This window comes from Curtobacterium sp. 'Ferrero', from assembly GCF_002412165.1.
In the GTDB taxonomy this organism is placed as follows: Bacteria; Actinomycetota; Actinomycetes; order Actinomycetales; family Microbacteriaceae; genus Curtobacterium.
On sequence record NZ_NXIA01000015.1, the window covers coordinates 78673 to 92817 of the forward strand.

A 14145-nucleotide genomic window follows, 5' to 3' on the forward strand; every position below is an offset into this window, starting at 1 on the left:
TCACCGCCGCCGACCGGCGACCTTCCGCAGCAGTCCGCCCAGGCCGCCGCGAGCCGGTGCCCGGCGGTCCACCAGGAACCGCCAGCCGTCCCTGCGGTCCGCGAGCGGCTGCATCGGGATGCCGTCGCCGACCGGGGGCAGTGGCATCCGGGCCGTCACCACGGGGAACCGTCCGGACACGCCGTCGAAGGAGACCGTCACGCCGTGGCGGCCGTGCGGCAGCTGGGCTGCACGCAGCTCCGCGCGCCAGCGCCCGTCCGCACCGATCGACACCGGGTACTCGGCATCCGCCGCCCCGGCGAGGTGCAGCACCGCGCCTGCTCCCACCGGGCCGAGGTCGGCCGCGCCGCTCACCGTCAGACCGTGCTCGTCGGAGTCGACACGGTCGACCACGAGCGGGACGACGTGTCGGAGCGACGACACCGTGCGCACCGCCGTCACATCGCCGGAGCCGATCGCGGCGGCCATCGCGTCGACGAGCGCCGCGCCCGAGTGGGGCAGCTGCAGGCCCTCGATCCCCGCCAGGCACCCTCGGAGCGTGTCGCCGTCGACCGCGTCCGCTCCGTTCACGAACGCCGGCACGAGCCCCTCGACCGCGAGCCGGCCCGCTCCGACCGCGTCCCGCCGGAGCACGGTCGACACGGCACTCGACCACGCTGCGAGCCCGTCGGCCACGTCCGCGCTGGTCGTGCCGACGACGAAGTCCCGCGCCGTCGACCACTCCCCGAGGAGGACCAACGACCACAGTGCGCGGCGTGGAGCGGCGACGGCGTCGATGCCGTCGAGCGGGACCGCTGCCAGCAGCCGGTCCGTCGCCGCCGCGACCCGTTGCGCCGCGGCCCCGTCCGGGCTCGTCGCGAGGAACCGGCGCAGGTGCGCCCATCCGTCCGCGTCCAGCACGATCTCGGCGTGCTGCAGGCGCAGCACGGGGTCGTCGCGCACGAGTTCGGCGCATGCCAGCTCCTGCTCGAGGTACCGGACCGTGACGTCGGCGTCCGCACGCAGCGAGAGCGACGACGAATCCCCGCGGTCCCGGTACAGGTAGACGCACTCCCGGACGACGTCGATCGCCCGCGCTTCGACGAAGGCTCGGGTCATCGGCTCGATGTCCTCGACACTCGCCACCTCCGGGAACCGCAGCCCAACGCGGTCCCAGAACGAGCGACGGAACATGCGGTTCCAGCACGGGCGGCCGGACAGCAGCTCGGGTACCTCGTCCGGGGCGACTCCGACGAGCGCCCTGTCGAAGGGGTACCAGCGCTTCGTCGGGCTCCACGTCTCGGTGGCGGAGAACTTGAGGTGGTCCCCGATGGCCATGTCGGAGCCGCTCGCCTCGAGGGAGTCGAGCATGGCGCGGTACGCCCCGTCGGGGACCAGGTCGTCGGAGTCGGCGAAGACGAGGTAGCGGCCTGTGGCACGGGCGACACCTTCGTTTCGAGCCTCGGCGGCGCCCGTCGCGCCGGAGAGGACGTGGCGAACCGAAGCGTGTTGCTCCGCGAAGGCTCGGATGAGCGCGCTCGTCTCGTCCGTCGAGCCGTTGTCGACGACGATGACCTCGAGGCCTTCTCCGAGTTGACGGGCCACGCTCGCGATGAGCTCCCCGAACCACGGCGCACTGTTCCGGGCCGCCACGACGACCGAGACGGCAGGGTGGCTCCCCGTCATCCGATGTCGGCCTGGTCGAGTGGTGTCTTCGACCGCAGTTTCGTCGCCAACCACGGCCCGAGCGACGTGCTGTAGGTGTTCGAGAGGTGCGAACCGTCGAAGTACACCGACACGCCACCGATCGCCGAGTAGCAACGCGAGTCATCGCAGAACCGATCTGCGTCGGCGATGTACCGGACCGTCGGTCCGAATCCGTCGGCCCGCATCTCGCGGAACACCGCGCTCGTCGAGGGAGGATAGGCCGAGGCGATCGGGTTGGAACACGACGCAGGGTCCTGCTTCGCGAGGCAGTCCGGTCCCCAGACCTTCGCTTCCAGCGTGCGGCCGGTCAGCGGGACGTGTTGCATGACCGTCACGTCGCGGCCGAGCTTCTGGCTCGACTTCACGACTCGTTCGTACCCGACGGCCTGATCGCCGCGGCCGTCGTCGAAGACGTAGTTCGCCCAGAGGTTCGCGAGCACCACCCGATCTGCTCGAGGGACCACGGTCTTCAAGACCCACGCGTTCCTCGACGCGCACCAGCCCTGCTGATCGTCGGGAAGCTTCTCACCCCAGGCGGTCGCATCCGGCGCCACCAGCGACGACGGGCACTTGTTCCGCGCCGCGACGATGACTCTCCAGTGGTTGATCTTGCCGGCGATGTCGAAAGCAGACGACCAAGCTCCAGCATGGGAGTCGCCCCACAGCAGGACGGTCTCGGTCCCGGCGGGGTCCCCCAGCTGACAGAGCTTCTCGGTGTTCTGAGTGATGTCATCGATGCAGTCGTCCTGCCAAGCGAGCGGTTTGTCCGCCAGCGACTCGGGCAGGTGTGCCCGATCGAGGCGGCCGAACGGGTTGCTGCAGTCCGGGTTGCCCACGGCTGCGGCCGCGTAACAACTGTCTCCGTTCGTGACCTTCGCGATGAGTGCCGCGTTCTCGTTCGCGGTCGCGGCTGCGCTCACCCCGACCGATCCGATCGAACCGACCGCGAGGACGACCGCAGCCGTTGCGCCGGCCAGGAAGCTGCGACGGCGACGCGCGGTCAGCCAGGTGATGTTCCGGAGCGGCTGCTCGACGAAGCGTTGCGACAGTCCGGCGAGGATCAACGTCGCGACGATGATCGCGGCCTTCGCTCGTGTGTCCAGCGCATGACCGAGCGCGACCGGCAACAACACGATCATCGGCCAGTGCCAGAGGTACGCAGAGTAGGACACGTCGCCCAGCCATCGAACCGGACCGAAACGCGAGGCGAAGGCCCACGACCATGTCTCGTCCTCCGGCGACCGCGCAGCGATGACGAGACCTGCTCCGAACGTCGGCAGGAGAGCTGCCGTTCCGGGGAAGGCGGTCGAGTCGGAGAACAGGAACGTCGCGAGAGCGATGCAGGCGACACCGACCCACGCGAGCAATGAGGGGACGCGGAACCGCCCAGGGAGGAGTGCGATTGCTCCGCCGACTGCGAACTGCCAGGCCCGCGAAGTCGTGTCGAAGAACGCCACATCGGGATCGATCGCGGTGTGGATGAGCGACCAGGCAAGGCTCAACGCGCCGAGGGCGATGATCGTGGTCACGACGACCGGACGAACGGGACGACGTCGCCACTGAGCCACGAGGGCCGCACCGATCAGCAGGAGCGGCCAGACGATGTAGAACTGCTCCTCGACCGAGAGCGACCAGAAGTGTTGCAGGGCGCTCGGTTGCGACGCTGTCTCCAGGTAGCTGACCGATTGCGACGCAAGGTACCAGTTCTGGGAGAACAGCGTCGACGCAAGTGCGCTCCACCCGGTCGGCGCCAGGCTGGTCGGGGGGAGCAGGAGCGCCGAGGCGACGAGGACGAACAGGATCACCAAGACTGCGGCGGGCGCCAAGCGGCGGATCCGCCGCGCGTAGAAGTCAACGAGCAAGCGAGGAGAGGGCTGGGCCCCCATCGCCTTGACGAGGTGGCCGGTGATGAGGAAGCCCGAGATGACGAAGAACACGTCGACCCCGACGAATCCGCCCGGTAGCCGGTTCGGCCACAAGTGGTACAGGACCACGAGTCCGATGGCAAGCGCCCGGAGCCCTTGGATGTCGGATCGAAGGTGCGGTTGCGGTCGGTTCGGCACCAGAGCACTGTAGTCGAACCGAGCGTCCGTCACTGAGCACGAACGAGTGACGCGTCCACGGGCGACTCGTCCCCCGTTCGGCGGCTACCGGTCGGAGCCGCCACCGTCTAGCGTCGAGACACGATCAGATCAGGGGGTCGACATGACACGTCACTGGGTCATCCGGAGCGCTGCCGTCAGCGCACTCTTCCTCGCGGCCGTCGGCTTGGCAACCCCGGCCCAAGCAGCGACGAAGCCCGCGCAGGTCACCGGGGTCGCGAAGGCGACCCAGGACTGGTCCGGGAAGAGCGTCAAGGTGACGTGGAAGTCCGTCGCGAACGCGACGAGCTACGTCGTCAAGTGGTCCACGCGGTCCGACCTCGCCAGTCCTGTCTACAAGGACTCGACCTCGGTCGGTGCCTGGATGACGAAGTTGCAGCCAGGCGGCCGCTACTACGTCACGGTCGCCGCGAAGAACGGGAGCACCGCCGGGCCGTGGGCCAAGCCGATCACCACGACGCTCCAACCCAACGCGGTCGGTGTGTTCGGGTCCATCACGGCGAAGCCCGCGACGAACGCGGTCACCGTGTCGATCCCGGAGGTCTCCGATGCCAGTGACTACCAGATCCGGTGGTCGGCCGGGCCGAACGAGAACCGGACGCCGGACCGGTGGACCCCGCACTACACGCCGTGGTCCTCCGCGTTCGACCCGGCGACGAGGACGTGGACGCTCCCCACCTCCGACTCCGACCTGACCGCGGTCGCCTACGGGAACCCGGTCTACGTCCGCGCCATGGCTCGGAACACCTACTACAACGCCACCTACGTCCGGAAGTCCGCGCAGGTGAGCGCGTGGCCGTCTCCCGTCCGTCCCGTCGAGTCGGACCTCGCTGTGCACTTCGCCAGCTACAACGTCCTCTGCTCCGGCTGCGAGACGAACGGAGCCCCGGGCTGGGCGACCCGGGCCCCGGCGATCGCGAGCACCATCAACGCCAAGGACCCGGACGTGCTCACGGTGCTCGAGGCGAGCGGCTACTCGAACGGAAGCGGATCCGCCCAGGCGTACGTCGATCTCGACCGACGACTTCCGAACCTGCAGTTGGTCGACAGCGCGCCGATGACCGTCAGCAAGTCCCACCAGGGCAACCGGATCTACTACAACCCCGCGAAGTACAGCGTGATCGACCACGGTGTCCTCGCCGGCATCAAGGACTACGAGGTCTACCCAGCCTCATCGGCGCCCGACACGAACACCCCGTGGGCTGAGCTCGAGTCGAAGGACGGCAGCGGCACCCGCTTCATCGTCGTCGCCGCCCACTACGGCATCCCGTCGAGTTCGTACAGTGAGCCGCGGAAGACGCTGCTCGGTGACGACTCCGCGCAGCTCCTCAGTGCACTCGACCGGGTGAACGAGCCGAACGCAGCGGGAAAGCGGCTCCCGGTCATCCTGGGCGGCGACCTGAACGACAACCGGTACCCCGAGGACGCCGTCGATGGTGCACAACCGACGCTCGTCCGGGGAGGCTTCTACGACTCGTCTGCGTCGATGCACCGGTACGGCACGGCGAAGCAGACGTACAACGGCTACCAGCCCGCGTCGAAGCAGGCGGACGACCCGAACAAGGACGGGCAGCGGATCGACTACATCCTCACCCAGGGCTTCGCGGGCAGCGACGAGTTCGTCAACAACTGGAATCCCGGCACCTCGGTGATCCCGTCCGACCACAACATGATCGAGGCACGCCTCCGGGTGCCCGACGTCGGCTGACGACCCTCAGCCGACGAGCGCGGACGCGGCGTCGCGCTCGGGTTCCTCGATCCGAGGAGCTCCGTCGAGCGCGAGCATCGCCCGGAAGACGCGCTCCGAATTGTGCTCGTCGCGCGTGACGAACGCGGAGCGGGTGCGCTCCAGGTACTCCGGTGCGGACACGTACCCGTTCGTCCCGATGTCCTCGAGCGCGCGTTCCACGCCCGGGACGTCGTCCGCCACGGGGCCGAAGCCGTCGCGCGCGTAGTCGAAGTACCCGCGCCGACCGACGTGCGTCCCGTCGAAGAAGGACGCGGCGTCGAACTGGAAGTACACGAGCGGCACGTCGAGGAACGCCGCTTCGAAGCCGAGGGACGAGTAGTCCGTGACCACGGCGGCCGCCCGGGCGAGGACGTCCTGCACGTTCTTGGTCGCGAAGTCCCAGACCTCCACCCACTCCGGGATGTCGAAGTCCTCCAGGTACGGCCGCATGTTCGGGTGGGGCATGAAGACCACCCGCTTGCCCGTGCGTGCGGCAACGTCGCGGATCCGCTCCGAGCCCACGAGTGCGTTGTACTGCTCCGCGTACTCGCTGGTCAGGAACGCCGGGTTCTTCAGACGCTCGTTGCTGCCGGCCACCTGGATCCCGGCGAGCTTCTTGCGCCACGTCGGCATGATGAGGAGCAGATCACGCTGCTCCTCCGGCACCGCACGACGCTTCCGCAGCAGCTCGTCGTGCCGGGGGAACCCGGTGAGGACGACCTCTCGGTCGGTGAAGGTGTACGGTCCGTCGCCGGCGATCGAGGCCTTCTCCTGTGGGGTCACCGTGACGAAGAGCTCGGCAGGCTTCGCGTTGACCCAGCGCGAGATGTCGTAGTTGGTGACCCCGTGCTGGAGCCACGTGAAGGTGAACCGCGGTTCGCCGTAGCGGCGCCGGTCCAGTGGACTCACGACGTACACGTCGATGTGGGAGGACGCGAGGTGGACGGCGTGCAGGAGGAGCTTCCGCCATTCCGCTGACTTGTAGGCGACGAGGCGGAACCCCTCGGCCCGGAGCCGCTCCCAGTCCTTCGAGCGCGCGTCGAGGACGAACCAGGCGTTGATCTCGGGGTGGTGCGCCCGGACCCAGCGGTACAGGTGCTCGGCGTTGTCGTTCGCATCCGTGTCACGGTCCATGAACACCCAGGCACCCTGGTACCGATCGCGGACTCGCTTCGTCCGGACCGAGACTCCGAGGGCCGCGTCCTGGAGCTTGCGCGTGTACACACCCCTGCGAGCCTTGTGGTAGACGGTCGCTGCCGCCCGTCGGACGTACTGCAGCGCCGGGGTGTCGACATCCGCCCACTTGTTCTCGAGGCGCTTTCGCTGACCGAGGATCTGCGGGTTCAGCTGGCGACGCGTGAGCGCCTCGTCCGGCTCGTACCGCTCGCCACGGGCGAAGGGGATCGTGCGGTCATCGAGGCGGAGGCGGGTGAGTCGCCCGCGCTCGATCCAGACGTGTCGCTGACGCAACACGGTCCTTCCGTAGAACACGAAGTCTTGCGACTTGGCGTGCACGGGCTGGACGACCCGGCCGTCGACGGTGATCTCCTCGCGTGGGAGGCCACCGGTGAACCAGTAGGTGAACTTGACGAGCTGTCGCTGTTCGTCGACGCGCTCGAGCTTCGCGTAGGCCGGCCGCTCGGCGCCGCCGCTGTAGCCGACGAGCAGCGCGCGACGCACTGCGTACTCGACCCACATGATGTCGAACGAGTGGATGGCGTCGTCGGAGATCTTGCCGCGGATCGCTGCCACCAACTCGTGGAACTCGTCGAACGTGTGCGCAGGAGCCAAGGCGGACGGAGAGTTGAGCGCACGCTCGTTCTTGAAGTACCAGAACAGGTCGTAGAGGACCGTGTTCTCCAGCCAGCGCGGAACTCCGCCGGATCGCTCGGCGGTCTCGAGCAGATCGAGCGCTCCGTACCGGAGGACGTCGGTGTACTTGCCGGGATGGTCGAAGTGACTCTCCATCAGGGAGGTTCCGTCACCGCGCATCCGGTAGTGGTACTTCGCGGATGCGAGCACACCCATGTCGTGCTTCCCGGTGGCCAGCAGGTAGCGACCGATGAAGTGCGCGTCCTCGAACACCGGACGGACCCGGCCGTCGAAGCGGATGCCGTGCTCACGGATCGACGCGGTGCGGAAGAACGCCGAGTTCACGGCCAGTTGGATCACCGGCTCCTGGTCGAGGTCGATGATCCTCGACCCCTTCGCGAACTTCATCCGCAGCGGGTGTGTGTTGAGCAGCTCGAGGCCCTCGTTGAGGCGCATCTGGTGGGTCGCGAGCAAGCCGACCCGGGGGGCGCCGTGGAGGCCGATGAACTTCACGACCTCCTCGAAGTACCGGTCGTCGAACACGTCGTCCGGGTCGGCGAACGTGACCCACTCGGCGTCGACGTGCTCGATCCCGGTGTTGCGGGCGGCCGCGACCCAGGCGTTCTCCTGCGAGACGACGACGACGTGGTCCTCCCGGCCCGTCGCCCACGTGCGGAGCACGTCGAGGCTCCCGTCGGTGGAGCCGTCGTCGACGAACACGAGTTGGATCTGATCGAGCGGATGGGTCTGTCGTTCGAGCGAGCCGAGCAGGTCCGGCAGGTATCGGGCCACGTTGTAGACGGCGAACACTGCCCCCACGAGGAAGCGGCTCGGCGACGGCGGTCTCGCGGGCGTCACATCAGACACGACGGGTCCCCTCTTGTTCCAGGTGTCGAGCTCGCGCTCAGACGGTCTCGTTGTACGCGGCCACGACGTCGTTCGTCTTGCCGATCATCTTCAGCTCACCCTCGTTGAGCCACGCCACCTCGTCGCACATGTCCTTGACCGTGTTCATGGAGTGGGAGACGAGGATGACCGTCCGGCCCTCCTCCTTCATCTCCTTGAACTTCGTCCGGCAGCGCTTCTGGAAGGTGGCGTCACCGACGGCGAGCACCTCGTCCACGACGAGGATGTCCGGCGTGACGGCGACGGCGACCGAGAAGCCGAGGCGCACGTACATGCCCGACGAGTAGTTCTTCACCGGCTGGTCGATGAAGTGGCCGACGCCCGAGAACGACACGATCTCGTCGAACTTCCGGGTGACCTCCTTGCGGCTCATCCCGAGGATCGAGCCGTTCAGGAAGACGTTCTCGCGCCCGGAGAGTTCGGGGTGGAACCCGGACCCCACCTCGAGCAGCGAGGCCTGCTTGCCGCGGGCGGTGATCGACCCCTCCTCCGGCCAGAGGATCTTGGCGAGGCACTTCAGGAGGGTGGACTTGCCGGACCCGTTCTTGCCGATGAGCCCGAACGTCGTGCCGTGCGGCACCTCGAACGAGACGTCCTTGAGCGCCCAGAAGTCCTCGTGCACGGACTTCTTCCCGCGCATCACCATGCTCTTCAGCGAGTCGTTCCGCTCGTGGTACATGCGGAAGCGCTTCGAGACGTGCTCGACGGACACAGCAGCATCGGTCACAGGAGTTCAGCCAACTTCTTCTCGTTGCGGGAGAACACGAGGTAGCCGAGTGCGAGCGAGATGCATCCCGCGAGTGCGCACGCGACCAGGTCGGTCCAGTTCGGCAGGCGGTTGTCGTACATGAGGTTCCGGAAGACCTCGGAGAACCGCTCGATGGGGTTGAGCTTGTAGACGTGGACGATCCACGGGTGCCCCGACTTGTTCGCGGCGTTCTCGACGAGCGACAGCGGGTAGATGATCGGCGACAGGTACATCCACATCTGCAGCCCGATGCCGACGAGGTGCTGCATGTCGCGGAAGTGCACGTTCACGATCGACAGCATCAGTCCGAGGCCGGCGGCGAACATCGCGAGGAACACCATCGTCAGTGCGATGACCGGGATGTACACCCAGAAGTTCGACCCGGCGATCGCGAGCGCGATGAGCAGGACGCCCATCTCGACGAGCCAGGTGAACCCGAACGAGCCGACAGCCGCGAGCGGCAGCGTCATGCGCGGGAAGTACACCTTCTTGATGAGGGAGCCGTTCGACACGATCGACGTCATGCCGGAGTTGATGACGTTCCTGGTGAAGATCCACGGCAGCAGGCCGCACATCAGCCAGAGCGGGTAGATGTTCAGCCCGCTCGGGTCGCCGACCTCGAGCCGTGCCCGGAAGATGAACGAGTAGACGATCGTGTAGATCAGCATCGTCGCGAGCGGGTTGATCAGGGACCACAGCTGCCCGAAGACGGTGCGCCGGTACTTCCCCTTGACCTCGCGAGCCGTCAGGTTCGCCAGGAGTTCCCGTGACGACAGGATCTCGTTCAGGTACGACATGCTTCGGGAAGGAACTCCTCCGGGGCGCGCAGGGACGCGCTCCTGATCGGATGGGTGACGAGTTATCTTCGCACACTGTGCGCGACCACAAGATTCCCGACACCCGAAACCATGAGGACGTGTCGTCATGACGAACGCTCGGTGAATGACTAGGCTGTGTCGGTGCTCATCAGCTTCGCCAACCACTCCACCGCACCGGTGAGTCTGGGTGGAGCCGAACGCAGTCTCCTGAGATTCGTCGAGGACTGGCAGGCGATCGACCCGTCGATGACGCCCCACTTCGTCACGAAGGCCCCGCGCGGCAAGTTCATCGAGGCCCTCGACGAACGCGGGTGGCACCACGATTCCTTCAGGTTCCGGGGCTGGGCCTTGCCGAGCACTCAGCCGGCGCCGTCCGCCGAACGCGCCGCCTTCGCCACGGTGGACTACGCCGCCGTGAACGCGATCATCCGTCTCTACGAGCGCGAGCGCCCGGACCTGGTGGTCACGAACACGCTCGTCGCACCCTGGGCGTCGTTCGCCGCCGCCGTGCTCGGCATCCCCCAGGCCTGGTTCGTCCGCGAGTACGGCGACCTCGACCACGGCCTGCAGTTCCAGACCGGCCGTGCCGGCGTGCTCGGCGACATCGGCCTGCTCGCGGGCGCGGTGGTCACCAACTCGGAGGCGGTCCGCGCCCACCTGGCACCGTACGTGCCGGACCACAAGCTCTCCATCGCCTACCCGGTCGTCGACACCACGCGCCTCCTGGCTGAACGCCACCACGCGCCGGCCGTGACGCCGTTCCCGCAGGCCGAGCCGGGCCTCCGCGTCACCGTCGTCGGACGCGTCGAGGCGTCGAAGGGCCAGCACCGCGTCATCGACGCGATCGGCGCGCTCCGCGAGCGCGGCGTCGCCGCGAGCGTCTGCTTCGTCGGCGGGTGGAAGGAGCCGGGCGAGGACCAGCGCCTCAGCGAGCGCGCCCGCGCGCTCGGTGCCGCCGACCGGGTCGTGTTCGCCGGCGAGCAGTCCTCACCCGCGCCGTTCATCGAGGCGGCCGACGTCTGCGTCACCCCCTCGACCATCGAGGCGTTCGGCCGCACGACGGCGGAGTACATGACGCTCGGCAAGCCCGTGGTCGCGAGCCGCTCCGGCGGCAGCGCCGAGCTCATCGAGCCCGGGCGCACCGGCGCCCTCTTCGACGCCGACGACGTGGCCGGTCTCGCGGACGCACTCGCCGCGTACGCGGCGGACCCCGCATCGGCCAGGAGGCACGGCGCGGCTGCTCCGGACCGGCTCGCCGCCGTCCTCGGTGCGGGTCGCGACAACGCGGCGGCGATCGAGCGTCTGATCGCGCTCGTGGGCACCGAGGGCTACCGGCTCCCCCAGGCGGCGCGGTACTGGTTCGAGTTGCCCGGGGCGTACGCGTCGCTCGGAGCGACGAGCGCCCGCGCCGCCGTCGGGCTGCTCGCGAACCGCGTCCGGACCCGCAGCGGATCCGTCGGACGCCTGCTCCGTCGCCCCGGGGTGGCGGTGCGGAAGCTGGTGGGCCGGTGAGCGCCACACGCCGTCCGGTCACGATCGTCGTCCCGATCTACGACGACCTGCCGGGCCTGGAACGCTGCATCGAGGCGCTCCTCGAGACGGTCGACTTCGACGTCGACCGGGTCCTGCTCGCCAACGACGTCGGTCCCCGGGTCGACCGGATCGAGGCCCGTGTCCTCGAGCTCGTCGGCGACCACCCCGGGTTCGAGTACGCGCGGAACGACCGGAACCTCGGCTTCGTCGGGAACTGCAACCGCGCCGTCCTCGAACTCGACCGCACCGGCAACGACGTCCTGCTGCTGAACAGCGACACCGTGCCGCTCCCGGGCTTCCTCGACGAGATGACGGCCGTGCTCGCGTCCGACGACTCCATCGGCGTCGTGTGCGCCCGGAGCGACAACGCGACGATCGCCTCGTTCCCGTACGCCCGCCGCAACCCGCGCGCCAACCTCGCACCTCGACGCAGCCGCGAGCTGCACGGCCGGACGAAGTACCTGCTCCCCCGGCACACCGTCTCCCCCGTCGCGATGGGCTTCTGCTTCCTCATCCGCCGCGAGATGGTCGACCGGTTCGGGCTCTTCGACGACGTGTTCTCCCCCGGCTACGGCGAGGAGAACGACTTCTGCCTGCGGATCAACCAGCACGGCTTCCAGTCGGTGCTCGCGAACCGGGCGCTCGTGCTGCACACCGGGTCGACGAGTTTCAGCGGCGACCGCGGGCCCTCGCTGCGTCTGGAGCACGAGCGGATCCTGCTCGAGCGGTACCCGTTCTACGCCGGTGCCGTCGCCCTGTTCCTCGCCCGCTACCGGGACGCCGTCGACGTCTTCGCCGACACCTTCCTGCCGGACGACGACGTCCTGCGCGTCGCCGTCCACCTCCCGGCCGACCTGACGAACCAGGTCGTCGAACGGACGCGGGCGGTCCTCGCCGCGGCTCCGGACGACATGGTCGTCACGCTCATCGTCGCGAAGAGCCAGCTCCGCACCGCACGGCAGGCGTTCCCCGGTGCGGCGATCGCCGTGGGCGGCCGTCCGCGGCAGGTCTTCGACATCGCCGTGGCGCTGGGAGCGCTCACCACGTTCGGGCAGCTCTCGGCCCTCAACGCGAACGCACCGCGTTGGGTGCTCGTCGACCCGGTGAGCCACGACGTCCGCTGGTCGCACGCCGTGTCGAACCACCGTGCGTCGGCGATCGACCGCATCCTGCGGCGCTTCGAGAACCGGAGCGTCGCATGGGACGGCGGGGCCACGCTCGTCGAGGTCGTCCGCGAGGAGGCCCGCACCGCGATCGACCCGGCCGCCCTCCGCGCCCGCTGGCACGCCGTGTCCGACATCGCCGAGGCCACCGGGCTCCTCGTGCACCGGGCGACGGTGTCGCTGCGGCGGCTGACGGCGCTCACGTTCGGGGCGCGGAACCCGCGGATCGCGCAGCGGCTGCGCGGCCTGACGCGGCGGGCCTGAGGCTCCTGCACGTCGGTCGGCGCCCGCCGTTGACCAGAAAGCGCTCTTCCGCCGAAGACTTCGGGCGACCGTGACCGACTCCCTACGCTGCTGACACGGCCACTTCCGGCCGCGGGATCAACGAGGAGTGGTGACGATGCGCGGCCAGCAGACCGCTACGGGACACGGGGTGCTCCCTGACGGCGTGGACCCGAACCCCCGCACGGTGTTCTACCAGTCCGTCCGCGTCGACGGTCCGGCGACGCAGCGTCAGCGCGCCGGCCGGGCTGCCCGGAGCGTGGCGCTCGGCAGTTCGCCGAACTCTGCCTCGTAGGCAGCGGCGAATCGTCCGAGGTGCGTGAAGCCCACCGCCCGGCCCGCTTCCGCGACGCTCTCGACCTCTGCTCCGGCCAAGAGGTTCTGCGCCATCTGCAGCCGGATCGAGCGGAGGTACGCGAGCGGTGTCGCCTCGTGCGTCCGACGGAACGCTGCCTGCAGGCCGCGCACACTCATCCCCGCAGCGTCGGCGATGTCGTCCACCGAGATGTCCTCGACAGCGTGCTCCAGGAGGAACGCCTCGGCACGAGCCAGCCGTGCACGCGCGGGTGACGCGTTCCGTGCGCCGACCGGCCAGTGCGGGATCGCCGTCAACAGACCGGCCGCAGCCATGACCGTGAGCTCCGCGTCACGTTCCGGCGTCACCGTGGCCGGCCCCTGCAACATCTCGGACGCGACGGTCCGGATCATCAACCACCACGCCGCGAGGGTCGCTCCCTCCGGGACGTGGTACGGCTTGAACTCGAGCGGTTGCGGTGCCCACCCTCCTCGCTCCGCGGCGACCGTCTGGACGACGTCGCGATCGATGCGCAGGGTGTCCAGGTGGAACGAGATCCACCGGAAGGGCTCCGCGTCCTGGTGGAACAGGATCGGACGGCCGATCGGTGCACGGTGCTTGCCGATCGTGCCACGTCCTGACTTCAACCAGGTGACCACGACGTGGCGACCGCTGCGGATGGTGCCGGCGATGGTGCCGTTCGACGAGGTCGACTCCAGGGACAGCCGATCGGAGGCGACGGTGGTCTCCTCGAACCGGAACCGCGCGCCGTCGTCCGCGACGTCCAGGGCGAGCACGTCGTGCGTCCGTGCGAGCGCCCGAGCCGCCACGTCGACGTCGTCTGTCTGCACCACGTTCCGGGTGCGATGAACCATGCCAGCATCCACGCAGCGATCTTGGCAGACGCGTGACGGATCACCGATCTCGGGTCCTGCGCGTACGTTCCGCGGATCAGCCGTGCTCGAGGGCCGACGGGTGGGTCGCGACGCGGCATGGCGGACCCGAGCCGCCGGCGGGTCGGGCGGCAGGCTCCGGCGGGTCGGGCGGCAGGCTCCTGCGGCTCGGGCGGCA

At 68.8% G+C, this 14145-nt stretch carries 9 protein-coding genes; 3 read left to right on the forward strand and 6 right to left on the reverse strand.

Going from position 1 to position 14145, the window contains the following annotated elements; all coding sequences use genetic code 11:
- Both Csp2054_RS13295 and Csp2054_RS13300 read right to left on the reverse strand, forming a co-directional pair.
- Window positions 1-1665, reverse strand: a complete 1665-nt coding sequence (locus tag Csp2054_RS13295) for a glycosyltransferase family 2 protein (protein WP_096899857.1) — start codon at window positions 1663-1665, stop codon at window positions 1-3.
- The gene (locus Csp2054_RS13300; RefSeq protein WP_096899859.1) at window positions 1662-3782 is read right to left on the reverse strand and encodes an acyltransferase family protein; all 2121 of its coding nucleotides are present in this window, start codon (window positions 3780-3782) and stop codon (window positions 1662-1664) included. The genes Csp2054_RS13295 and Csp2054_RS13300 overlap by 4 nt, the downstream gene beginning before the upstream one ends.
- A gap of 109 nt (window positions 3783-3891) precedes the next feature.
- On the opposite strand from Csp2054_RS13300, the gene Csp2054_RS13305 reads away from it, so the two are divergent.
- Entirely contained in the window at window positions 3892-5496 is a 1605-nt protein-coding gene (locus tag Csp2054_RS13305) for an endonuclease/exonuclease/phosphatase family protein (protein WP_096899861.1), read from the forward strand.
- 6 nt (window positions 5497-5502) lie between these two features.
- On the opposite strand, the gene Csp2054_RS13310 is transcribed toward Csp2054_RS13305, so the two are convergent.
- From Csp2054_RS13310 to Csp2054_RS13320, 3 genes are read right to left on the reverse strand one after another with little or no spacing between them, the layout of a single operon-like run.
- Entirely contained in the window at window positions 5503-8196 is a 2694-nt protein-coding gene (locus Csp2054_RS13310) for a CDP-glycerol glycerophosphotransferase family protein (RefSeq protein WP_096899862.1), read from the reverse strand.
- A 37-nt stretch (window positions 8197-8233) separates the two neighbouring features.
- Entirely contained in the window at window positions 8234-8962 is a 729-nt protein-coding gene (locus Csp2054_RS13315) for an ABC transporter ATP-binding protein (protein WP_217990923.1), read from the reverse strand.
- Window positions 8959-9780, reverse strand: coding sequence for an ABC transporter permease (locus Csp2054_RS13320; protein ID WP_096899864.1), 822 nt, complete (start codon window positions 9778-9780; stop codon window positions 8959-8961). The genes Csp2054_RS13315 and Csp2054_RS13320 overlap by 4 nt, the downstream gene beginning before the upstream one ends.
- 162 nt (window positions 9781-9942) lie before the next feature.
- Here Csp2054_RS13320 and Csp2054_RS13325 point away from each other — a divergent pair, with 162 nt between their 5' ends.
- Both Csp2054_RS13325 and Csp2054_RS13330 read left to right on the forward strand, forming a co-directional pair.
- Window positions 9943-11313 (forward strand): glycosyltransferase family 4 protein, encoded by a 1371-nt coding sequence (locus Csp2054_RS13325; RefSeq protein WP_141399264.1) that lies wholly within the window; start codon window positions 9943-9945, stop codon window positions 11311-11313.
- Window positions 11310-12761: a glycosyltransferase family 2 protein gene (locus Csp2054_RS13330; RefSeq protein ID WP_176491705.1), complete on the forward strand. Its 1452-nt coding sequence runs from the start codon at window positions 11310-11312 to the stop codon at window positions 12759-12761. The genes Csp2054_RS13325 and Csp2054_RS13330 overlap by 4 nt, the downstream gene beginning before the upstream one ends.
- 249 nt (window positions 12762-13010) lie before the next feature.
- On the opposite strand, the gene Csp2054_RS13335 is transcribed toward Csp2054_RS13330, so the two are convergent.
- A complete protein-coding gene (locus Csp2054_RS13335; protein WP_096899870.1) occupies window positions 13011-13949 on the reverse strand; it encodes an AraC family transcriptional regulator in 939 nt (312 codons plus the stop codon).
- Window positions 13950-14145: the final 196 nt, after the last annotated feature.

Bases quoted from the DNA above. Each gene is read 5' to 3' on its own strand.
- Csp2054_RS13295 (WP_096899857.1), bottom strand. From the start codon at position 1,665: ATGACGGGGAGCCACCCTGCCGTCTCGGTCGTCGTGGCGGCCCGGAAC.
- Csp2054_RS13320 (WP_096899864.1), bottom strand. From the start codon at position 9,780: ATGTCGTACCTGAACGAGATCCTGTCGTCACGGGAACTCCTGGCGAAC.
- Csp2054_RS13335 (WP_096899870.1), bottom strand. From the start codon at position 13,949: ATGGTTCATCGCACCCGGAACGTGGTGCAGACAGACGACGTCGACGTG.
- Csp2054_RS13305 (WP_096899861.1), top strand. From the start codon at position 3,892: ATGACACGTCACTGGGTCATCCGGAGCGCTGCCGTCAGCGCACTCTTC.